The sequence below is a fragment of the Fibrobacter sp. UWB10 genome (assembly GCF_900182935.1).
GTDB classification, from domain to species: Bacteria; Fibrobacterota; Fibrobacteria; order Fibrobacterales; family Fibrobacteraceae; genus Fibrobacter; species Fibrobacter succinogenes_O.
Map to the genome: position 1 here is coordinate 18,418 of NZ_FXUE01000006.1, position 21,971 is coordinate 40,388.

Annotated in this window: 16 protein-coding genes; 12 read left to right on the forward strand and 4 right to left on the reverse strand. The window is 48.3% G+C overall.

What is annotated here, in order from left to right:
- Positions 1-142 precede the first annotated feature (142 nt).
- From QOL41_RS12710 to QOL41_RS12730, 5 genes are all read left to right on the forward strand, one after another.
- The gene (locus tag QOL41_RS12710; protein ID WP_283430057.1) at positions 143-2,680 is read left to right on the forward strand and encodes a CotH kinase family protein; all 2,538 of its coding nucleotides are present in this window, start codon (positions 143-145) and stop codon (positions 2,678-2,680) included.
- Between the two features lie 71 nt (positions 2,681-2,751).
- Positions 2,752-3,432, forward strand: coding sequence for a ubiquinone/menaquinone biosynthesis methyltransferase (locus tag QOL41_RS12715; RefSeq protein WP_283430058.1), 681 nt, complete (start codon positions 2,752-2,754; stop codon positions 3,430-3,432).
- Positions 3,429-4,058: a UbiX family flavin prenyltransferase gene (locus tag QOL41_RS12720; RefSeq protein WP_173653146.1), complete on the forward strand. Its 630-nt coding sequence runs from the start codon at positions 3,429-3,431 to the stop codon at positions 4,056-4,058. Before QOL41_RS12715 ends, QOL41_RS12720 begins: the two co-directional genes overlap by 4 nt.
- Positions 4,059-4,060: 2 nt before the next feature.
- Positions 4,061-4,954: a 4-hydroxybenzoate octaprenyltransferase gene (locus QOL41_RS12725; protein ID WP_173653145.1), complete on the forward strand. Its 894-nt coding sequence runs from the start codon at positions 4,061-4,063 to the stop codon at positions 4,952-4,954.
- Positions 4,941-5,174 (forward strand): hypothetical protein, encoded by a 234-nt coding sequence (locus QOL41_RS12730; RefSeq protein WP_283430059.1) that lies wholly within the window; start codon positions 4,941-4,943, stop codon positions 5,172-5,174. Before QOL41_RS12725 ends, QOL41_RS12730 begins: the two co-directional genes overlap by 14 nt.
- 19 nt (positions 5,175-5,193) lie before the next feature.
- Here QOL41_RS12730 and QOL41_RS12735 read toward each other — a convergent pair whose 3' ends face one another.
- From QOL41_RS12735 to mltG, 4 genes are all read right to left on the reverse strand, one after another.
- A complete protein-coding gene (locus QOL41_RS12735; protein ID WP_283430060.1) occupies positions 5,194-6,090 on the reverse strand; it encodes a biotin--[acetyl-CoA-carboxylase] ligase in 897 nt (298 codons plus the stop codon).
- Entirely contained in the window at positions 6,091-6,516 is a 426-nt protein-coding gene (locus QOL41_RS12740; RefSeq protein WP_173653142.1) for a hypothetical protein, read from the reverse strand.
- Positions 6,517-6,602: 86 nt separating this feature from the next.
- Positions 6,603-7,934, reverse strand: a complete 1,332-nt coding sequence (locus QOL41_RS12745) for an MATE family efflux transporter (RefSeq protein WP_283430061.1) — start codon at positions 7,932-7,934, stop codon at positions 6,603-6,605.
- Between the two features lie 107 nt (positions 7,935-8,041).
- Positions 8,042-9,049, reverse strand: coding sequence for an endolytic transglycosylase MltG (mltG, locus tag QOL41_RS12750; RefSeq protein ID WP_283430062.1), 1,008 nt, complete (start codon positions 9,047-9,049; stop codon positions 8,042-8,044).
- 97 nt (positions 9,050-9,146) lie between these two features.
- On the opposite strand from mltG, the gene QOL41_RS12755 reads away from it, so the two are divergent.
- The 7 genes from QOL41_RS12755 (at position 9,147) to QOL41_RS12785 (ending at position 21,884) form a co-directional block, all read left to right on the forward strand.
- On the forward strand, positions 9,147-9,584 hold the full coding sequence (locus QOL41_RS12755; protein WP_073056223.1) for a hypothetical protein: 438 nt from the start codon (positions 9,147-9,149) through the stop codon (positions 9,582-9,584).
- A gap of 173 nt (positions 9,585-9,757) precedes the next feature.
- The gene (locus tag QOL41_RS12760; protein ID WP_283430063.1) at positions 9,758-12,289 is read left to right on the forward strand and encodes a cellulase family glycosylhydrolase; all 2,532 of its coding nucleotides are present in this window, start codon (positions 9,758-9,760) and stop codon (positions 12,287-12,289) included.
- Between the two features lie 227 nt (positions 12,290-12,516).
- Positions 12,517-19,353: a T9SS type A sorting domain-containing protein gene (locus tag QOL41_RS12765; protein ID WP_283430064.1), complete on the forward strand. Its 6,837-nt coding sequence runs from the start codon at positions 12,517-12,519 to the stop codon at positions 19,351-19,353.
- Between the two features lie 119 nt (positions 19,354-19,472).
- Positions 19,473-20,177 (forward strand): AzlC family ABC transporter permease, encoded by a 705-nt coding sequence (locus QOL41_RS12770; protein WP_283430065.1) that lies wholly within the window; start codon positions 19,473-19,475, stop codon positions 20,175-20,177.
- Positions 20,168-20,485 carry an AzlD domain-containing protein gene (locus QOL41_RS12775; protein ID WP_072799784.1) on the forward strand — a complete coding sequence of 106 codons (318 nt, stop codon included), beginning with the start codon at positions 20,168-20,170 and terminating at the stop codon, positions 20,483-20,485. The genes QOL41_RS12770 and QOL41_RS12775 overlap by 10 nt, the downstream gene beginning before the upstream one ends.
- A 56-nt stretch (positions 20,486-20,541) precedes the next feature.
- Complete coding sequence (locus QOL41_RS12780) at positions 20,542-21,339, forward strand: hypothetical protein (protein WP_283430066.1); 798 nt, start codon at positions 20,542-20,544, stop codon at positions 21,337-21,339.
- A 59-nt stretch (positions 21,340-21,398) separates the two neighbouring features.
- On the forward strand, positions 21,399-21,884 hold the full coding sequence (locus QOL41_RS12785) for a hypothetical protein (RefSeq protein WP_283430067.1): 486 nt from the start codon (positions 21,399-21,401) through the stop codon (positions 21,882-21,884).
- Positions 21,885-21,971 lie beyond the last annotated feature (87 nt).

The following is a 21,971-nucleotide window of genomic DNA, read 5'->3' on the forward strand; positions in this document are numbered from 1 at the left end:
GAGCCCTGTCAAGGGTAAATAGAATATTACTGATATTTTTCCCTTTTTTTTGAATAATCTTCTAAATTTAGTAGCTGGGTGCTAAAGAATATGACTCTGGAATTTGGGATTTCCGAGCAACGTTTTATCATAGGGTAGCAGTGTGTACGTATTCAACAAGATAAAAGGCCTTGCTTTCATTGGCGGACTCGGTTTGGTTTTCTCGGGCTTCGTTGCCTGTATGGAAGATTCCACTTCAAACAAAAATTCCGATGAACCCCTTCCTGTAAGGGTTGATACCGTGGTTCATGTTGATTCGGTTACCGGTGATACGGTTACGACAATTGTAGAAACTCCGGGGCATAAGGATACTGTCCGTACGATTGACCCGGTTACGGGTGATACGTTATGGAAGATCGACACCGTTTATGTGCCTGCTGATACGACTGTTGAATGGGTCGGAAACTCTGCGTTGAGAATTACCGAAGTTTCCCCTGTGAATTTGACTTGGCTCGATGAAAATGGTGATGATCCGGGTTGGATTGAAATTTACAATGCCGGAGATGTTGCTGCAAACCTTAAAGGCTATGCTCTTGTTGAAAGTCGTGAAAAGCCGCGCAAGTGGGTCTTTGGTGATGAACTGATTGCGGCCAAGTCTTTCCGCACGGTATTCTGCGACAAGAATAACATTGCTGCTGTGGCACCTTCGGATGATTCCACGATATACAAACTTCGTACCCATACAAACTGGAAACTCAATAGGAGCGGTGGAACGGTTTACTTAATTGACCAGTATTATTCCATCCGTGACTCGGTTGCATATCCGGAACTTTCTACGGGCATGAGCTGGGGCATTGTTGACGGTGGTGTGTGGAAGTACTTTGAAGATCCGACTCCCGAAAAGCCGAATACGGAAGCCGTCGCCTACGATGGCGTTGCTCCCAAGATTTCGTTTGATAAGAAGGGCGGCTTCTACAATGAACCTGTGACCTTGAAGGCTCCGAATGTTCCGGAAGGTGTTTCTGTTCGTTGCACGAAGGACGGCTCTATTCCGACCAAGTCTTCTGAAGCATTCAAGTCTGACATGAAGATTGAAAATAGTACGGTTCTCCGTTGTGCTGCATTCAAGGAAGGTCTCCTTTCTAAGGAAGTGGTCACCAACACCTACTTTGTCGGTGAAATGGCAAAAATGCCTGTGGTGGCTGTGAGCGTGGATCCGGACTTCTTTGAAAAGTACTACAAGAAGACAAATGGTGGAGAACCGGATATGGATCACGACCAGATGTATGCTCCGAATGAATCTTATCCGAACGATTCCGGTGAACTTCCGGTTCATGTGGAATACTTTGAAAACGGATCCAACAGCAAGGAAAGGGCCTGGGAAGCCGATGGCGGAATTTCCTTGATGGGTGGCTGGAGCCGCATGGAACGCAAGAAGTCTGTCGCTATTGTGATGAAAGAAGAATACGGTGGAACCTGGCTGAAGTATCCTTTGTTCGAAACGCGTAAGGGCGTGAACGACAAGTACAAGGGCTTTAACCTGCGTAACAACGGTAACCGTTTCGTGAGCGATTACTTTGCTGATGCTGTGGGTGGTGCTATTCTTGAAGGCAGCGGTGTTGATTACCAGCGTAGCCGCCAGGTGGTGGTATTCTATAACGGTAAGTACTACGGCATTCACGATATGCGCGAACGCTTTAACAAGAACTTTGTTGAAACAAATTACGGAATCGATGCTTCTTCTGTTACGTTCCTCAAGCATTTGGGTGTAAAGGTCGAAGCTAGCAACGGTACCCCTGACGAATATATCGCCATGCTGGAATATGCCGCAGACCACGACTTTGCTGCAGATAACGATGCTTACAACTACATGACGACGCTCATGGATATGGGCAACTTTGCCAACTACATGCTCGCCGAAATGTACGTTCACAATGGTGACTGGCCGAACAACAACGTTCGCGTTTGGAAGGCCCCGGATTCTCCGCTTTGGAAGTTCATGGTTTATGACCTTGACCATGGCTTTGATTGGGAATGGGGTGTCGAAGGTTTTGGCAAGCACGAAAATATGTTCCAATGGGTTAAGCAGGGTGGACGTTCTAACGGTTCTTGCTACACAAGTAGCAGCACTAAGTTCACTGGAGACAAGGCTCATTGCTTCCATGTCCTTTACACTCGCTTGATTGAAAACGCCTATTTCAAACGCCTGTTCTTGAACCATGCTGCCGTAATGCTGAATACTTTCTTGAATGCTAAGAACGTTGAGAAAAATAGAGCGTTCCTTGCTGGCATGCTCAATCAAGCGGATATTGATAGAGATATGGAAGTAGAAGCATACAAAGAAAGAAGATCCACTTATGGACATTTTGATGCGAAGGGCGAAAGGCTTACTACTTGGGCGGAAAGCCGCGATTCGGAATTCCTGTCTGAAATTCAGGAAGAATTCGGCGTGGGTAGCCTAGTTTCTGTTACGATTACGGCTACGGAAGGTAAAGGCTCTGTCCTTATGGATGGCATGGTCCTCCCGAGTGCTAGTTACAAGGCTAAGTTCTTTGCCGGAAATACAATGGAGCTGACTGCTATTCCTGCTGCCGGTGCCGTATTTGGTGGCTGGACGGGTTGCGAACCTGTGCCTAACGTACCGGAAAAGTGTATTGCAACGGTTGCTGAAGGAGCTTCTGTAACGGCAACGTTCAAATAATAGCGCTTTGTAAGTTTTTGGAAAGGAACCTGTGGCTTGATAGCCGGGTTCCTTTTTCTATATTTGGCGTCATGCGAAGCCCTGTGCGCAAGATGTTTGACGAAATTGCCAACCGCTATGATTTTTTAAATCATACGCTCAGTTGCTTTCAGGACATCTTGTGGCGCCGCAGTTGCTGTCGCGAACTGAAACGGCAAAACCCCGGCAAACGTCTGCTAGACTTGTGTGGGGGCACGGGCGATTTTGCGGTTACTTACGAAAAATTCAATGGCAAGCCAGATGTCGCCGTTTTGGGCGACTTTTCGTTTGGTATGCTGAAGGGTGCTGCAGGCAAGAAAATGACAGCGGTTCCCTTGCAGCTCGATGCCATGAAAATGCCTTTTGGTGATGCCTCGTTCGATGTGGTGTTGAACGGCTTTGGAATGCGAAACTTGCCCGATGCCGAAGGTGGCTTGAAGGAATCTGCCCGTGTGCTCTCAAATGGGGGGTACTTGCAGGTATTGGAATTTTTTTCTCCGAGAAACGCATTCAACAAGTTTTTCTACAAGAGACTTGCACCGCTTTTTATTCCGGTGCTGGGAGCCTTTTTTAGCAAGCGGGAAGCTTACGAATATTTGGTGAATTCTGTGCTTCGTTTTTTGCCGGTCAAGGATTTTGTCGCAATGGCGGAATCGAACGGCTTTGAACTGGTGCACGTGAAGCCGTGCTTTTTCGGGGTGGCCTACCGCGTATTATTGAGGAGACGAACATGAGGTTCATTTTGGGGGTAACCGGTGCAAGCGGCGCCATTTACGCGACAAGGACCGCAATGCATTTAAAACGTTTAGGACACCATGTGACCGCTTTGGTGACGCCGCCGGGTAGGGGAGTCGTTGCCTACGAAGGTCAGGACGAACTGTTCGATTACGTGGATGATGCTCCTGACGTGAAGAACTTCTTTGCCGAATGTGCAAGCGGTTCTGCCGATTATGCGGGTATGGCTGTGGTTCCGTGCTCCATGGGTACGATTGGTCGCATTGCTGGTGGAACGTCTGACAATTTGCTGATTCGCGCAGCCGATGTTTGCCTCAAGGAACGCCGCCCTTTGGTTGTGGTGCCGCGCGAAACCCCCTACAACTTGATCCACTTGGATAACATGACCCGTTTGACTCGTCAAGGCGGGATTGTGATTCCGGCGTCGCCTCATTTTTATGACCACCCGAAGACAATCGAAGAATTGGTGGATACCGTAGTCGCGAAAATCCTGATGCACTTGGGTGCAATGAGGGACGCTGCCGACATTGTGAAGCCTTGGAAGGGAATCTCGATACCTAAAGTGGTAAAACAGAAAACGCCTTCTGTGAAGCACTTGGCCAAGGTGAGAGCTAAAAAGAAATAAGTATGCTTAAAAAGGTTCTTGAATTCGGCCACATGGTGCGCTTTAGTCATTCGCTTTTCGCGATGCCTTTTGCGATTGGCTCCATGTGGGTCGCGGCAAACGGTTTTCGCGGCATGGCTGCCGCGGAGGCGGTCAAGATGATTGCGCTTATTGTGGGCTGTATGGTGACCGCCCGTAACAGCGCCATGAGTTTCAACCGCATTGCCGACGCCGATATCGATGCCAAGAACCCGCGTACTGCAAAGCGTCACCTGCCTGCAGGGCGCCTGAGCAAGGCGTCGGTGATTGCCTTCCTTGCCGTAAACGGAGTGCTTTTCGTGCTGTTTGCGGCGCTGTTACAACCGCTTGCCGGTCTGCTGGCGTTACCGGTGTGGCTCTTGCTGCTTTCTTATTCTTACTGGAAACGCTTTAGCTGGCTTTGTCATTGGTTCTTGGGGTTTGCGATTGGCATGAGCCCACTTGGAGCCTGGATAGCCATTCGCGGCGAATTTGCTGTATTCCCGATTTTCTTGCTTGTGATTCTAATGCTCTGGATGGGCGGCTTTGATATTATTTATGCGACTCAGGACGAAGAAATTGATCGCCAGATGGGCCTACATTCGGTGCCTGCCCGTTTTGGCCGTAAACGCGCCTTGCAGATTGCTTTCTGGAGCCATGTGGCTATGCTTGCCTTGTGTGTGGCTTTCGGCGTGTTCTGGGGCATGGGAATCCCCTGGTGGGTGGTAACGGGACTCATGACCGCTGCAATCCTCTACATCCATTTATTCCGCAAATCCGATGACCTCGATGCCATGAACCGCGACTTCTTTTTGGCGAATGTCGCTATCAGCGTATTGGTGATGGCGGGGCTCATCGTGTGGATTTGCATGGGAGGCGATGTCAATGCCCTTTACTAACGGTCCGTTCAAGAAGCCCTTCACCATCGAAGACAAAATCCAGATGTTCGACCGCATGGGCGCTACCGCCGCCGTAATTGCGCTGATCATTATTATGCTCATTGAGTCGGGACATGTGGGCGAGTACAAGAACCTTGCCGACATGGGCCTTACAGCGATGATCGTGGTGCTTGCCGTTTCTCTGGTCGGCAGCCTCTTCTATAAGACAAGAAGAAAGTAAGGCTGAAAAGAATCGCTGATTAAATTTCTAAGTCGGCGGAGTAGACGGTTTCGATAGTGCCGTCGTCGCATTTGAACAACAGGCTTCCATCATCTTGCATGTCAAGAATGGAGCCTGTTTTTTTGATGGCGCCTGAGCCGCTGTCGCGATTTTCGTCGGTGCAGTGATTGTTGACGATAATGGTGCCCCGTGCGCCGATGAACTGGTCCATGCGCTTCCAGGCGGCAACCCACGGGCGAATCCCGAAGGCTCGGAACTGCCCAATCGCGCGTTCCAGATTTGCAATGAGCATTTGCAAGAGTCTTTCGCGATTGATGTTTTGACCGCAGATGTCTTTCAGTGTTGTGACCGCGCGGCCCAGGTAGGCGTAATCTAGCGGACTGCTGTTTACGTTGATGCCCACTCCCATGCTGACCGCTGGCTTCCTTAAGTCATGCTGACGCAGGTCAGCATCGGCTTTTTGTGTCGGAACCATAACGATCTCCGCCAGAATTCCGCAGAACTTGCTTTTCCCGCACAGAATATCGTTCGGCCATTTGACGGTGACTTTCCCGATGTTCTTGTTCCCGCGGCCTTGCGCGTTGGATTCGTCTTGCAGGCTTTTGAATACTTCGGCAAAGGTAAGCGCTGCTACCTGCGTGATTTGCGGGGCAGATGCAAGCGGGATTCCGTCGAGTGGAATCAGAATGTTGAAGTAAAGGTTTAATCCGGCGGGCGATGCCCACGTGCGCTCATGACGGCCGCGCCCGGCTGTTTGCGTGTCGGCGACAAATAAGGTGCCGGGCGCAATTTCGCCTGCGGAGGCTCGGGCCTTCATTAGGCTATGCGTGCTTTCGAGGCTGTCAAAAAGAAATGCGGGCGAATTTCCGAAACCGCTGAGTTTCCAATCGCAGAAAGATTTTTCGAGGGAAAACATCTACTGGTCTTTCTGCTGGTCCTCAAGCATCTTGAGGGCTTCTTCGGGGAAGACGGCGAAGTATTCCTTCTTCTTGTCTTCGAAGAGCTGTAGCAGGCGTTCCTGTTCGAACTGCTCGCGGTCGATGTTCTGCATAAAGAATTCATCGCGAGCGAAATCGCGGGTGGTCATCTGCTTCTTGATGTCTTCGGAAAGATCGACTTCGTCCCAAAGAATGTAGTACGACCCGACTAGGCCGTCGGCGAAAATGTCCACGTTCAAGGTGACGGAATTGCTCTTGGTCGAGTCAACCAGTTGCACCTTGGTGTCACGCTTTTCAGGGCGGAACACTTCTACGTCGTTCACGGGTTTATCCAAATCCTGTGCCCAGCAGAAAGCTGCTGCGCATAACAGGAACATTACCTTATGTTTGAACGACAAAATCATAGCTACAATATACAATGAAAAAGCCCCAAATAAAAGGGGCTAACAAAAAAGCGTGATGGAAAATACGGCTGTTTTTGAGCAAATTGCTATACGACGCCGTACTGTTTCCACTTGCCGCCACGCCAGCGGATATAATTCACGATAGAACGGTAGAATTCGTCGGCGGCCATGCCGAGCCAAATACCCACGAGACCGAGATCTAGACCGAAGGCGAGCAGGAGGGCGGTACCCAGGCCGCAGGTCCACATCATGGCAGAACCTACGATGGCGGGGAACTTGGAATCGCCCGACGCGCGGAGGGCCGAGGTGATGACCATGTTTGCGGCCTTGAACGGCTGCAGAATCACGTCGCACCACAGGCAGAGCTTGCCCAGGCGGATGACTTCGGGGTCGCTGGTGTAGAACGAAAGCAACTGGGTCCCAAAGAGGGCAACGATGATTGCCACAATGAGCCCGCTTGCGCTACCGGCAATCAGGCTTTGGTGCAGTCGGCGGTTCGCCTTGTCAAAGTCGTGGGCGCCCACAAGGTGAGCCACGAGAATCTGGTTTCCGCTACTCAAACCCACGCTCAAAATGACTGCGAGCATGGCGAAGTTTGCACTAAAGATGCGGGCGGTCATGGCAATAATGCCCAAGTGCACCACAATCGCTGTCAGCACCACCTGGAAAATCTGGAAACTTACGGGCTCGACCGCGGCCGGAAATCCGATGCGAATCCAGTCGGGCAGAATCACGCGGGAACGTTTGAAGTCGGTTCGGCGAATCTTGTGGTGGACCTTGATTCGCAAAATCAGGAACAGAATGCTTGCGGCAATCAGCCAAGAAAGCATGGTGGCAAGCGCCACGCCCTTCACGCCCATCTGCGGGAACCCGAGATAGCCGTTCAGGAAGATGACGTTCATGATGGCGTTCGAAATAATCGTGATGAAGTTTCCGAGCAGGTTCCATACGGTAAGACCGTGGGTCGCAATCAAAGACGTGAGACAGGATTGCAGGGCGCGGAACGCAAAACCGATAGAGACAATATGCAGAAAGTCGCGGGCGTGGTGGGCGGCCTCGCCTGTAAGCCCCATCCAGCTTACAATCTGGTTGTTTAGGGGGATTATAACCAGTGTGATTGCAACGCCTAACAAGAGGCTACCCAACAACACCATAGTTTGGGTGGTGCCAGCTTGCCTGGGGCGTTCTGCCCCAATGAACTGCGAGGCGATGCTCGCCCCTGCTTGGGCGAAGGCGTTAATAGCCATAAAGAGTGCGCCCAGCACAGGCATAAGTGCCCCCACGCCCGCTGCCGCCGATTCCGACGTACGCGACAAGAACCAGCTGTCCATCATGGGTTGGCACGTGGCGATACCGAAGGTAATGAATAGCGGCCACGAAAGGCTTAAAAGGGATCTGTCCTTGACTTGCACTTGCATACGCCGCCAATTGTAGAAATGCCCCAGCCTAAAGGCTAGGGCTTGAAAATTTTTTTTGTATACAACTGTATCTGGTGAATCACTTTTTAGGGTGATTTTGCCGGATTTTACTCTCCGCGGTTCTTGGCGGCAACGTCCTTGTACTTGTTGTGGTCGGCCAAGTTGGAGCTAAAGAAATGCGTCATGGAACCGTCGTCTTTTGCAACAAAGTAAAGGGCGTCGGTCGTGGCCGGGAACAGCGCAGCCTCAATCGCCTTGCGGCCTGGATTCGAAATGGGACCCGGCATTAAACCCTTGAATTTGCGGGTGTTGTAGGGGCTATTGCTATTGAGCTGGCTCTTGTAAATCGGGCCGGTCAGGTTCCTGAAAATGAACCGCACCGTGGGGTCTGCCCCGAGCGGCATACCGATGCGTAAACGGTTATGGAATACGCCTGCAATCAGCGGACGTTCTTCGGGAATGCCGGTTTCTTCTTCGACCACGCTTGCAAGCGTCAGCACCTTGTGCCAGCTGCCAAGAGTCTTCCACATAGAGCCCGGACGCTTTTCCATTTCGTCGCGGACCTTGAGGTTTGCGGCCACCATGTGCTTCAGGATTGTCTCTTCGTCGGCGTCAATCGGGAAGGGGTAGGTGTCGGGGAGCAGGTAGCCTTCCAGGGAGTTTGCTTCGACTCCGAGCGAGCGGGCGAACTTCGGGTCTTGGACGAGCTTGTTCCAGCGGTTCTCGTTAAAGTCAGGGTAAGCCTTCTTTAAATAGGCCGGGATTTCCCACGAGGCGCGGCCTTCGGGAATGGTTACGCGGCGTACGGCAACCTTGCCGCTTTCAATAATGGCGAGCACCTGCGGTAGCGTAAGGCCAGCCGGGATTTCGAACCAGCCTGCCTTGAGGTTCGGGTTCAACCTTTTCATGGTCAACCGGAAGGCGAGGTCGTCGCTCCAAATTCCGTTCTGTTTTAGAATCTGGAAAACCTTTGCGGGGGAGCTCCCCTTGGGGACCTCGATGAGGGCTGTTTCGGTGTTTTTTGCCAGCTCACCCATCCTGGACTTGAGGTTTACGGTCAAAAAAGTGCCCAAAAGTGCCAAAATGATGGCCAAAATAAGTAAAATCTTCTTCATATCGCAAAAATTTAAAAGAAAATCTGACGAAAGTCAAAAATAAAAGGTATATTCGTACTTGCATTGTCAAGTTTTTAACCTGTTTCTGAGGAAAGATATGAAAAAGGTGCTCTTAATTGCTCTTGCTCTGATGGTTAGCGTTTCTTTCGCTGCCGGCAAGAAGGTTAAATCTAAGCTGGGTGACGTGGACCTGACCAAGGAAAAAGATGGTGGTTCTGTCGTTTGTACCGCAGGCTTTAATGATGAACTGACGATCCTTAAGGACGGCGAAACGGAAGTGCTCGTGAAAGGTCCTTGCGGACAGGGCTGGGTTCAGAAGTCCAAGATTGAATACGTTGCACAGGCTGCTGGTGACAAGTCCATGAAACTCGATCAGGTGGACGTGGTCGGCTGGCTCGATAACCCGAGCGCCGTGTTCGTGTTGGAAAACGATGACCTCGACCTCGACGGTGTGAACATCGACCGTGACTTCAAGGAATACTTGCAGCACACGATGGACCGCGAACAGATGGAAATGCACAACAACGAAAACTAATTCGTTTTCTGTCGCAAACGCGTTTGGTTCCCCTGCAGTACGCAGGGGTTCTTTTTTTGTGGGGTTCATTGTTCCGCATTTGGCGTGGTTAGTCTACGTGTGTAAACATTATCAATTTGTTATGTGCTTTCAATCACGTGGAAAATGAGTTCTGAAAAGCTAAATTTACACACATGAAAATTTCTAGAATCGTTAATCTTTTTGGCCTTACGGTGCTTGCCGCAGGGTTTATTTCTATTTCTTCTGCTGCCGTTACTCCGACCCGCGTTGGCCCGGTGAGCCAATACGGCCAGCTGCAGGCTGGTAAGAATTCGGATGGTCACGGTCGTATCTATGGCAGTTGCAAGGGTGTGACCGCCGGGAACGAAGTTGCTGTGCAGGGCATGAGTCTCTTCTGGAGCATGGCTAGCGGTAATGAAGGTCCGGCTTATTGGAACGGTGCAACGATTTCGGGACTTGTTGAAAAACAAAATATCCAATTGATTCGTGGTCCTGTCGGTGTTGATGGCGACTGGCAAAATGGAAACGGAAACTATTTTACGAATACGAATTTCCATAGGAATTTAATGGATTCGGTGGTAACGGCCGCCATTAAAAACGATATCTATGTGATTATTGATTTCCATAGTCATTGTGCAGAACAGATTACGAGTAACGCACAGTCGTTCTTTAGCTATATGGCTGAAAAATGGGGCGGCTATGACAATGTGATTTTCGAAATCTACAATGAGCCCAAGAACAATTGTTCTGACAGCTGGTTTGACCTGAGCGGAGCACAAAACTACTGGAAAGAAAAAATTGTCCCGTATGCAAAAACGATTATCAAAACCATTCGCACTTATTCCGACAACCTGATTGTGGTGGGAACTCCATACTATGATCAGTATACAAATGCGGCTCTTGTTGAACCGCTCAATGATGCTAATGTGGCATATTCGTTCCACTACTATGCGGGTGATGACCCGTATCGTCACAAGACTGATGACCAGGGTGCTAGAGCCGAAAAGGCGATGCAAGGCGGACTTTCTGTCTTCGTGACCGAATGGGGTAATTCTGCGCCGAGCGGCGATGGTGGTTTTAATAAAGATTATAGCAGCACTTGGTATCAGTGGATGACCAAAAATCAGCTGTCAGGTGCAAACTGGTCTGTATCGAATAAGAATGAAACTGCTTCCTATTTTAGTGGTGGCGCTTGGAATTATTCGGAAAGCGGTAAATGGGTAAATGAAAATGTCTTTGCTCCGATTCGTAATCAGGTGTATACTGCCTGCTCTGCAACGCCTGCGTCATCTAGCTCCAGCGTAGCCTCTTCTTCCAGTTCTGTTCCGTCTAGCTCTAGTGTGAAGCGCGTGACCGTCTTTGAACTCACTAGTGGTAATGCGAACCAGACCGTTATTGCTGGCGATTCTATTAATCCAATTGTCTATCGCTTTAACGACAATGTGGTTGGTCTTAAATTGTCTGGCCTTCCGAAAGGCTTTGGTAGCGTACTTGATACGAGTGCTAGAACGTACTCCATTAAGGGTGCCTCTGAAGAATCCTTGCGCGATCATGAGTTTACCTACACGGTGGCTGTGACCGGAGTTGATTCGAATACGACTGCAACGGGTAAGATTACCGTCAAGCATAAGCCTGTTACGACATCGATCGAAGTGGTGGAAAATGCTTCTCAGACTGTTGTTGCCGGTGACTCCATTTTGCCGATTGTATTCCGCTATCAATATTTGGATTCTATTGCGGCGAGCGGCCTTCCCGAAGGAACCATCAACTTGCAGATGGATAAGTCTACGAAGACGATTACGCTTGCCGGTGCCGTCAAGGAAACCCTCCGTGACCATGAGTACACTTTGAAGCTGGATATCTTTGGACCGGACAACAATGCCTCTGCTACAGCGAAGGTGATGGTTGTGGCGCCTAAGTCCAGCAGTTCCGTGGAGTCCTCAAGCTCTGTCGTATCCAGCTCTAGCGAAGCATCCTCCAGCTCTGAAGAAGTTTCTAGCTCTAGTGCGGAATCTTCTAGTTCCGTCGAATCTTCTTCTAGCGAAATTTCTAGCAGCTCTGTTGAATCCTCGAGTTCTCAGCCGAAGTCGTCAAGCAGTTCTGTTGTGTCCTCCAGTTCTGTGCCGGAATCTTCTAGCTCTGAGCCGGAATCGTCCAGCTCCAGTGTCGAATCTAGCTCCAGTGTTGAAGAATCTAGCAGCTCCTCGAATGTCGATGTGTTGGTGGTTGGCAGCGTAGAACAGCTTGCGGTGCCAAACGGCAAATTTGAAGAAATCGTGTTCCGGAATGTGGTAACGGCTGTTCGCAATACTTATCACTTGCATTTCGTGACCATGGCGCAGTCCGGAAATGAGTATGTCGTTTCCGCAACTACGGTGCCGGACTACTTTAGGCCTGGCGAGTATGCGGACACCTTGACTATCAATGGTGAAAAGTATGAAATCAAGCTTACCGTAACCGAACAGACGACCTTTGCCGCAGCATCTGTGACAAGCCCGGTTCTGCTGATGGTGGAAAACCGCACGCTCCATGTGTCGGGTGCTGAAATGGTCCGTCTAGACGTGTTCGACATGCAGGGGCGCCCGGTGGAAAGCTTTAAGCAGGTAAAGGGCTCTGTAAGCCTCGAAAACCTTCGTCAGGGCAACTATATCGTGCGCGTGAGAGCAGGCTCTAACAGCCTAATTCGCCGAATTTCGATTAAATAAGCCGTTTTTGTCCAAAAAGACAAGTGATTTCGTGAACCCCGGTCTAGCCGGGGTTCTTTCGTTTCTTACGGAAATGTTATAAAAATATTCCAATTTGGACTAGGCTAAATCGTCTTTTCTAGCGCGGGGTCTCATTTTCGGGTATATATTTGTTTACATATCGATTTCTCGCAATCGATATTGAGGTTGTTTTAACATGGAATTCACCTAAACCCCGGAGGTCCACCATGAAAACCGCAATCCTTAGCTCTATTTTAACCGTTGGCTTAGGCGCTTCTGCTTGGGCTGAAGGAACACCGCTTGATATTGCGGTTGGTGATTCCGTAATCATTGATGATTTTGCGGATGGTGACTATAACTCCAATTTGGGTCCATGGGTTTTCTCAAAGGCTGAAACATCTTCATTGGATACATCTATTGTAGATGAATCTGGTGTCAAGGCTCTTAAATTGGATTATACGGTTTCGTCAGGTTTTATAATGCCGAAGGATTATCCATACGGGATGCAAATGTCTGAAGGCTATGTTGAAGCGAAAGTGCTTCTAGATGAAAGTCAAAATGCAATTGATTTGTCGAGTTGTACCGAAATTCGATTTGATTATAAGCAACCGCAAAATTCGATGGTGATGATGATTACGCAGTCGTTTGCTGTGATTGACGGAAATGGTCAAGCGTATTCCAAAAGCCTGAATTCGGCCATGTATTATAATCAATCTTTCCAAACGGCAAGAATCAAATGGACCGATTTGGTTGGCGATGATGCTGCAGATGATGTTGCTAAAAATGTAGCGGCATTTAGCTGGAAAATTTCGTCACCTTCTATGATGGGAATGTCTGCTCAGGGATCTCTTGAAATAGCCAATGTTCGCTGTGTCAACCTTCCTGTTTATACGGTGAAGTTCTATAAAGGCGAAGAACTGTTGCAATCAAAAAAATATCTTCAGGGAGAAACACCTTCTTATGATGGATGGTTCGAAGAGACGGATCGGTATCATTATGAACTTAGAGGCTGGGAACCTGAAATTACTCCTGTGACAGCTGATGCCAGTTACAAGGCTGTGCTGGATAGTAGTCTCCGTCGTTATGAAGTCTACTTCTACGATGCTAATGAAAATCAGCTGATGTATAGTTATTTGCCGTACGGAACGGTTCCGAGTTATACCGGTGTGAATCCGGTAAAGCTTCCTACTGTTGGATATTCCTACACCTTTAAGGGCTGGGGAACGCGAACTTGTGATTATGTGGAGTATAAAAAATGTTCTGATGACGATGAATATGATTGTGATTATTGGGATGAAGAAATATGCTTGATAGAATACATACAAGATCTTCCTCCGGTAACAGGAGAAACGTCGTATTATCCGGTATATGATTCTACGGCAAATATCTATACGGTCAAGTTTGCCAATGTTGATGGAGAAATCCTGAGCAGTCAGGAATATGCCTATGGAACAAAGGCAAGCGATATCGTGCGCCCGGCAAATCCGACCCGAGAATCTAAAAATGGTATCGTATACACCTTTAAAGGTTGGGTTCCCGAAGTTTCAGATGTGTCTGGTCATGTGGTTTATGTCGCTAATTATTCTGCTGAGACGGCGGATGGTGATCCTGCTGAAATATATACCGTGGCCTTTGTGGATGAAAATGGTGTTCTTGAAGTAAAGGAATACCAAGCGGGAGATTACCCTGAATATACGGGTTCTGCCGAACCGTCCAAGGAATCGTCGGTGATGTATGATTATATCTTCACTGATTGGCGCGATCAGAATGGTTGGTATATAGACGAAGTGGATGAGAATAAAGTGTATATGGCTCTCTTTGAAGAGCAGTACCGCAAATATTGGATTGTCTTTAAGGATGATGACGGTTCGGTTCTCGATTCTATCCAGTATGAATATGACAGTTATATTGATGATGACGATGTAAGGGAACTTGCAAAGTCTTATGATGATGGCTATAGTCTGCAAAAATGGAATCCGGAATTGAAACGGGTTACGGGTCGCGCCGTTTATCAGGCGGTGTATAGCTATGAAGCTCGTTTTGTGGCCGAAGATTTCTACCGGTCAGAATGGGTGAGCAAGGGTGAAACCCCGGAGTGTAGAGATTGCAACCCTGAAAAGATGCCTACGGCTGAATATACTTATGAGTTTATCGGTTGGGATAAATTGCCTGCACCTGTTACAGATACGGTGACTTATACAGCTGTCTTTAAAGCGGTGCCTATACCTGCAGCACCTGTAACAAATATTGCCGTGGGTGACGCATTGTTAATCGATGATTTCGAAGACGGTGATGAAATCTCGAAACAGGGTGGTGAATGGTTCGTCTATGATGACAGTGATAGCGAATACCATTATTCTTCGGAAATTTCCAAGACGGTTTCTGTAAAGGCCGATGGTTCGAAAACCCTTGAAGTTGCGCACAAGAGAAGATGCAGTTGGAAAGGTGGCTACGATTGCGATGGCTGGCTTGGAGTTGGAGTAACCCTTTCGTCGGGAGGAACCCCGGTTGATTTGTCGCAGTGTAATGCTATCCAATATGACTATCGTGGTAGTGAACACATATTCAAAGTGGAAAGCGTCCTTGATGTTGATTACAATAGTGTGAGGACTTATGTTGATTCAAGTGAAAACTGGAAGACTGTTACGATTTATCTTAACAAACTGAAATATGGTACGGTCGATGCAGATGTAGCCTTTAAGCAGGCTAAGCAGTTCATTTGGAGCGACATGATGGGCGAAGGTATTTTTGAACTGGATAACATCAAGTGTCTCCATAAGCCGACTTATGTTGCGAAGTTCTATTACGGAGAAAATCTGATTGATTCTGTAATGGTTGCCGAAGGGGATGAACCCGAATATGATGGCGCCTTCTCGCTTGATAGCGTTGCAGAAGAAATGTCAGACGATAAGTTTGAATATGTCGTGGATTGGACTCCTGAAATTGTCCCGGCGACTAAGGATGTGGCCTATACGGCCACATTCACCAAGCAACCGCGTAAATTCTGGATAAGCTTTAGTACGGCAAAAGATTGGTCGGATACGCTTGTGGAATACGGGAAGACGCCTGTATACGAGGGGGACCTTACCAGGGATCCGGATGAATCTTGTAAGGAATACATCTTTGACAGGTGGGTATCTTATGATTATGAAACGGATGAAGACGTTTATGGCTTATTCCCTGCGACGCGTGATCGGTCGTATTCGGCTGAATATAAGTGTAAAATGCCTGTCATGATTACCATTACATTTATGGATGACGATGGGGAAACCGTTCTTTTGACCAAGGAATATCCTTATGGAAGTTATGTGGATTATTATTCTCCTGAGAAAGCTCCTACTGCGAGGTCTACTTACCGATTCTCTGGATGGAATCCCTATTTCCAGAGGTATGCGTATTCAAATATGACTTACACGGCCCAATTTGATGAGAATACACGTTATTACAGGGTGACTTTTGTGGATGCTGAAGGTGGGGGAATGTATTCGGATGATTACGAATATGGAACCTTGTATAGCGCTATCACTCCGCCGTACTGGCAACCAAACAAATATTCTCAGGATGCTAATTACGAATTTACAGGTTGGTCGCCGGCGCTTACCGATGAAGATAGCGTAACGGGTGATGTAGTATTTGTTCCTCAATATAGCGCTGAGTATAAAGTTCGCTTTGTGGATTACGATGGATATTCAATCGATGTTGATGGAGAGAGTTCGAAGTATTATCCTGAAGGAACGTTACTTAGCGAAATTGTCAAACCGGCAAATCCGACTCGTGAATCCTATAGTGACTCGGCATATGAATTTATGGGGTGGTTGCCAGAAATTAAAGAAGGCGATCGCTTGACTGGGCCGATGACATTCCTTGCGACTTATAGATCGCCTGATAATAAGTATACGATTACCTTTATGGACGGAAATGAAATCTTGTGGCAGGCTGAAGTCGAAAAAGATTCTATGCCTAAATACGAAGGCTATGAAATTGATCCGTCTTGGAAGGATGATCAACAATACAGCTACAGTTGGAATCCTGAAGATGGATGGGATAAGGAAATTGTCAAGGTGACAGGTCCTGCCGTATATGTTGCAAAGATTAAACAGACTCCGAAGAAATACACAATCGTGTTCCTAAACGATGATGGAACGGTATTGAAGACAAAGGAGTATGAATTTGGTGAAACCATAACGGATGCACCGACCGAGGCTGAGGTTATTGCCAATAAAACGGGTGAATTCCGCTATAGTGACAAATGGTGTATTCAAAACTCTTATACAGATTGGGTTTGCAAAGTCGATGGCGGTAAGGAATGCATAGAATGGGAAGAAGTTCAGATAACTAATTTGAACTGCTATAATGGCTTGCAAACGGTGTCGGAAAATAGAACCTATGTCGCTAATATTGAATATAGGATCAATTTCTATGATGGCAATGGTAAACTCCTGAACGAGAATGATAATGGTAAGTGGAGTGATATTACCAGCTGGTATCGTTATGGAGATACAATCCGCTATTGTTACGAAAATGATCCGGATGAATGCTATGAAAATGATTTGCCCACGAAGGATTCTACGGCTCAGTATAGTTACTCGTGGAATGGTATCAAATCTTATAACACGATAGCCGAAAATGCCTGGACGCCTTCTATTACGACGGTAACGGGATCGATAAATTATACTGCATTGTTTGATTCTACATTGCGCCGTTATGAAGTTGCCTTTGAAGATGAAGATGGCTCGGAGCTTAAAGATGCGATTTCTTACCCGTATGGAACGCAACCTGAAGATATTGCAGTTCCTGAAACGCCGTCTAAGAGTCCGACAAAATCGGAGGTCTATACTTTTGCGGGCTGGAACTTGAAGGCTGTTACAGGAAATGTGACATACAGGGCGACTTATACGGTTTCTCCGAGGCTGTACACGATTACCTTTGAAAGTGCGGATGGCGCTGTGCTTGAATCGGCGGATTATGCATACGGCACGCCGACATCAGATATTAATCTGCCTACGGCTCCGATCAATTCGGGATTCAAGTTTGCGGGCTGGACTCCTGAGGTTGCAACTGTGACTGAAGATGTGACCTACAAACCGCATTACGTTCCGAATGATGAATTCGTGGTCACCTGGCGTGATGAAGACGGAACACTCCTGCATACGGAAAACTATGCTGCAGGACAGATCCCCTCGTATGACGGAACGCCGACAAAGGAATCTACGGCTCAGTATGACTACACCTTTAACGGATGGACGCCTGCAATTGCGGCGGTGTCTGGAGATGTGGAGTACAAGGCGACCTATACAAGTAAGGTCCGTAAATATACGGTCACGTTCGTCAATGAAGATGGATCTCCGCTTGGTACCGCTAAGGAATACGAGTACGGAACACCGGTAGAAAATATTGTGGTTCCCGAAGTTCCTGAAAAGCCTTCGAATGAATACTATGCATTCACTTTTGCGGGCTGGACGCCGGCTCTGAGCGAAGTGACCGGAAATGTGACTTACAAGGTTCTTTACGGCAATATGAAACGCTCCTTTACGGTGGTGTTCAAGAATAGTGCTGGCAATGTATGGAACGAATATACATACTATTACAACGAGGTTGTAAATGTTCCCAAATATGGTCCTGAGACTTATACTCCGGAATGCGAATATGACTTTGACAAGTGGGTAAGAGTCGCTGGCGAAAGTGATACCGTCAAGAGTGATATGGAATATGTGGCGACGCATTCTGGAGTTTGTCAAACTCGTGAGTATTTTGTCCAGTTCCATGATACGCTTCGCGATGAATGGGTGTCGTATCAATTCTATCCTTATGGAACCAAGGCTGAGGATGTGAACGTGCCTACCGTATCGGGTTCGACGATTGGCGATTGCGAATACCGCTTTGTCAAGTGGTCTCCGGATCTTGCCGATGTAACTGGACATGTTAGTTATGAAACGGTTTATGAAAAGGTATGTAACGAACAGTTCGAGGTGACTTGGTTGGGCGATGATGGCAAGGAATTGCGTAAATCGAACTACAATAAGGGAGAAGTTCCTACCTATGGTGATACAAACCCTGCAAAGGCAAGTTCTGCCAAGTACGACTACAGGTTCGCTGGTTGGACGCCAGATGTGGTTGCTGTAACGGCAAACGCTCAATATAAGGCAAAATTCGATTCGACCATCCGCAAGTACGCAATTAAGTTTGTGAATTACGATGGCGTAACGGTAAGGACCTCGGCTATGTACGAATACGGAACAAAGGCGAACCTGATTGTTGCCCCGACGATTCCGGATACAGTTGTCGGTAATTGCACCCTTAAGTTCGACAAGTGGGATAAGGAATTCGCAGACGTGACGGGTGCCGCAACCTATGTTGCCCAGTACAAGTCCGTTTGTGGAACGAATCCGCCTGCAAGCTCCAGCAGCGTTGTGCCTCCTGCAAGCAGTTCTAGCGAACCTCCTGTCTCGAGCAGCAGCGTAACGCCTCCTGTATCCAGCAGTAGCGTGGTTCCGCCTGCAAGTTCCAGCAGTGTTGTGCCTCCTGCAAGCAGCTCTAGCGAACCGCCTGTGGTAAGCAGCAGCTCTGAACCGCCTGTGGTAAGCAGCAGCTCTGAAGTGCCTGTGGTATCCAGCAGCTCCGAACCTCCGGTTGTCTCCAGCAGCAGCGTTGTACCGCCTGCAAGCTCCAGCAGTGTCGTGCCTCCTGCAAGCAGTTCTAGCGTGCCTCCTGCATCGAGCAGCAGTGTAACACCTCCTGTGTCCAGCAGTAGCGTTGTGCCGCCCGCAAGCTCTAGCAGTGTTGAACCTCCTGCAAGCAGTTCGAGTGGTGGAACCACGAGCGTGAATGTTGCTCAAAACATGCTCAAGTTCGGCTATGCGAACAACCTGCTGACGGTGGTTCAGTCTAGCCCTGCGATAGTGCGTGTTCAGGTGTTCGACATGAGCGGTCATGAGGTGCTTGCCTTCTATGAACCGGTTGCGGGCTCCAAGGGCTTTAGCCTTGCGAGCTTGGAACGAGGTAACTACATGGTGCGAGTCTCTAGCAAGACTCAAACGCGCTCGGCAAGAATCGTTGTGAAGTAATTGTACCCTCCTAAAAAAGTAATCCCTGCGACGTGTAACCCACGCTGCGGGGATTTTCTTTATGCATAAATTTATATATCTGCATACGTTTTTGACGAAAATTTCCTATATTTGCGCGCATGAAATTTTCAAATGGTGTAAAAGACGGACTTCCGATTGGTCTCGGCTACTTTGCCGTGTCGTTTTCGTTCGGAATCGCCGGCTCCAAGTTGCTTTCTTGGCCGCTGGTCACCTTTATTTCGATGACGAACTTGACTTCGGCGGGGCAGTTTGCGGGGCTGCAGATTATGTCCGATGCCGCGGGGACTTTTATTGAGATGGCGATTGCCACGTTCTTTATCAATTTGCGTTATAGTCTGATGGCGATTTCTTTGTCGCAAAAGGTGGCGCCCTCGTTCGGTACGTTCAAGCGCCTGATGCTGGCAACGGGAATTACCGATGAAATTTATGCGCTTGCTGTAAGCCAGAGTGAACCTGTGACGGCGCGTTATTTTGCTGGCCTCATGGTTCTCCCGTATATCGGCTGGTCTTCGGGTACTTTGTGCGGTGCCATTTGTGGCGAAATTTTGCCTGGCGTTGTGACGAATGCCTTGGGCGTTGCTTTGTACGGAATGTTTGTGGCAATTGTTGTGCCGCAAATGAAGGCGCACCGCCCGACTTTGGTTGCGGTACTGATTGCAATTGCTTGCAGCCTTGCTTTCAAGTACGTTCCTGCGCTGAGCGGTGTGACGGTCGGCTTTGCGATTATTATCTGTGCGCTCGTGGCCTCGCTCGTGGGAGCGGCAATCTTCCCGGTTAAGGACGAGGAGGAATCATGCACTTAAGAGATTACTTCCTGTTCTTGCTTGTGATGGCGGGCGTTACCTATTTGCTGCGTGCGGTGCCGTTCGTACTCTTGAAGGGCAAAATCAAGAGTCGTTTCTGGCGATCCTTCTTGGCGTATGTGCCGTACACGGTGCTTGCTGCCATGACCGTGCCTGCGATTCTCTATTCGACCGACAGTAAGCTTTCGGGTGCCTGTGCCCTGGTGGCGGCTGTTGTTGCTTCGCTCCTTGGCCTTGGCTTGGTGGGTGTTGCCGTGGTCGCTTGCGTGACTGTCCTCGGCGTCGACGGCATCTTGATGCTTTTCTAGTCATGCTGAACTTGGTTCAGCATCAGCTTTCTTGTTGTGATTTCTACATTTGAACCATGCAGCCCGAATTGTGGAAAAAGATTCAGGACATCTGCGATAAGTTGTCCAAAGTCACCTACGAGAACCTGACGAAGATTATTCGTCTGGAATCCACGGGAAGTTCCACAGCCGCGCAAAAGCTCGATGATAGCTTTCAGAATGATGTAGATGCCTGGATGGGCGGCGGTACCTGCTTTAGCATGACATGGCACTTGTATCAAGTGTTCAAGGATATGGGGCTTTCGCCACGATTGGTGATGGGCCACAAGCGCAAGGAAAAGAATATCCACTGCGCATTAATATTGCCCGATCCCGATTCTCTCTATTCACTTCCTACTTCTAACTTCCTACTTCCTACTGAATATCTCTTCGATCCGGGCTACCTGATTTTTGACCCGCTCCCGATTCCCTTGCCGCCTCCGCAAGGCAAGGGCACAGCCTTTTTCCCGCTGGTCCCGAATACGGTAAGGCTGGACCGCCCGACAGTGGACAGCATGGCCTTATGGACGGGCGGTGCGGGAGCGCCAATGAAGCTCCGCTTCGAATATCCTGTCGAGGGAGTCTCTGTCGAAGAATTCAAGCAGCACTGGAATGAAAGTTTTTACCGCGAAATGATGACTTATCCGGTGCTTAACCGCCTGGACCGTGAGCGTGGTGTGCAGTACTATTATCAGAAAGGCAACCTCGTGACTCGCGATGCAAATGGTTCTCGTATCGAAAAAATTGACGAATCTGCACGCGTTGAGACCTTGAGCCGCATTTTTGAGCTAAAACCCGAGCTCATAGAGCGTGCAATGCGCATTTTACATAAATAAATTATATATTAAAGGGCGGATTACTGGCGTTGCCTATTGCAATGCCAAAAGGAGAAAACATGAAAAAATTTGCCCTTATGGCCGTTGCTACGATATCGCTTGCCTTTATGGCTTGCGGACCATCCAAGCTCGAAATCCAGGAAGCTTCGTCGCAGAGTGACATTATGCTCGAAGTCCGCCAAGTGCTGAACGACTCCATTAGCCTGTTCGTGGGCAATACTTTTTATCTGAACTCCAAACAAGTTATCACGGATAATATGTATCCGTTGCTGGTAAGCACACGTGATCCGTCGGAATTGGAAAAACCGACTGCAACCGATATTATTAACAGCGACGAAGAATTCTTGGAATATTTGCGCCGTAAATCCCCTGAAATGATTAACATCGGACTTGTCATTGGGGAAACCGCTTATAATGAAATCGGTTTCGAAGAAAATGATGCCATCGGAAAGCTCACAAAGATTTTCAAGAAAATGGAAGGCGGTTCGCTTGTACTTTTCCATGAAAAAGGTGGCGAGCTGACTGACATGAAGAAATTGTACTAGTTGAGATTTTCTTAGAGCGACAAGATGTAACAGGCGTTACATCTTTTTGCATTTTTGGTTACCTTGTAAAAAATAACTTGCAGTATA

What these genes read in the sequence shown, in the direction of transcription:
- QOL41_RS12765 (WP_283430064.1), top strand. Translation starts at nt 12,517, where the DNA reads ATGAAAACCGCAATCCTTAGCTCTATTTTAACCGTTGGCTTAGGCGCT.
- QOL41_RS12785 (WP_283430067.1), top strand. Translation starts at nt 21,399, where the DNA reads ATGAAAAAATTTGCCCTTATGGCCGTTGCTACGATATCGCTTGCCTTT.
- QOL41_RS12745 (WP_283430061.1), bottom strand. Translation starts at nt 7,934, where the DNA reads ATGCAAGTGCAAGTCAAGGACAGATCCCTTTTAAGCCTTTCGTGGCCG.
- QOL41_RS12755 (WP_073056223.1), top strand. Translation starts at nt 9,147, where the DNA reads ATGAAAAAGGTGCTCTTAATTGCTCTTGCTCTGATGGTTAGCGTTTCT.
- mltG (WP_283430062.1), bottom strand. Translation starts at nt 9,049, where the DNA reads ATGAAGAAGATTTTACTTATTTTGGCCATCATTTTGGCACTTTTGGGC.
- QOL41_RS12740 (WP_173653142.1), bottom strand. Translation starts at nt 6,516, where the DNA reads ATGATTTTGTCGTTCAAACATAAGGTAATGTTCCTGTTATGCGCAGCA.
- QOL41_RS12715 (WP_283430058.1), top strand. Translation starts at nt 2,752, where the DNA reads ATGCGAAGCCCTGTGCGCAAGATGTTTGACGAAATTGCCAACCGCTAT.
- QOL41_RS12725 (WP_173653145.1), top strand. Translation starts at nt 4,061, where the DNA reads ATGCTTAAAAAGGTTCTTGAATTCGGCCACATGGTGCGCTTTAGTCAT.
- QOL41_RS12720 (WP_173653146.1), top strand. Translation starts at nt 3,429, where the DNA reads ATGAGGTTCATTTTGGGGGTAACCGGTGCAAGCGGCGCCATTTACGCG.
- QOL41_RS12770 (WP_283430065.1), top strand. Translation starts at nt 19,473, where the DNA reads ATGAAATTTTCAAATGGTGTAAAAGACGGACTTCCGATTGGTCTCGGC.
- QOL41_RS12730 (WP_283430059.1), top strand. Translation starts at nt 4,941, where the DNA reads ATGCCCTTTACTAACGGTCCGTTCAAGAAGCCCTTCACCATCGAAGAC.
- QOL41_RS12760 (WP_283430063.1), top strand. Translation starts at nt 9,758, where the DNA reads ATGAAAATTTCTAGAATCGTTAATCTTTTTGGCCTTACGGTGCTTGCC.
- QOL41_RS12775 (WP_072799784.1), top strand. Translation starts at nt 20,168, where the DNA reads ATGCACTTAAGAGATTACTTCCTGTTCTTGCTTGTGATGGCGGGCGTT.
- QOL41_RS12735 (WP_283430060.1), bottom strand. Translation starts at nt 6,090, where the DNA reads ATGTTTTCCCTCGAAAAATCTTTCTGCGATTGGAAACTCAGCGGTTTC.
- QOL41_RS12780 (WP_283430066.1), top strand. Translation starts at nt 20,542, where the DNA reads ATGCAGCCCGAATTGTGGAAAAAGATTCAGGACATCTGCGATAAGTTG.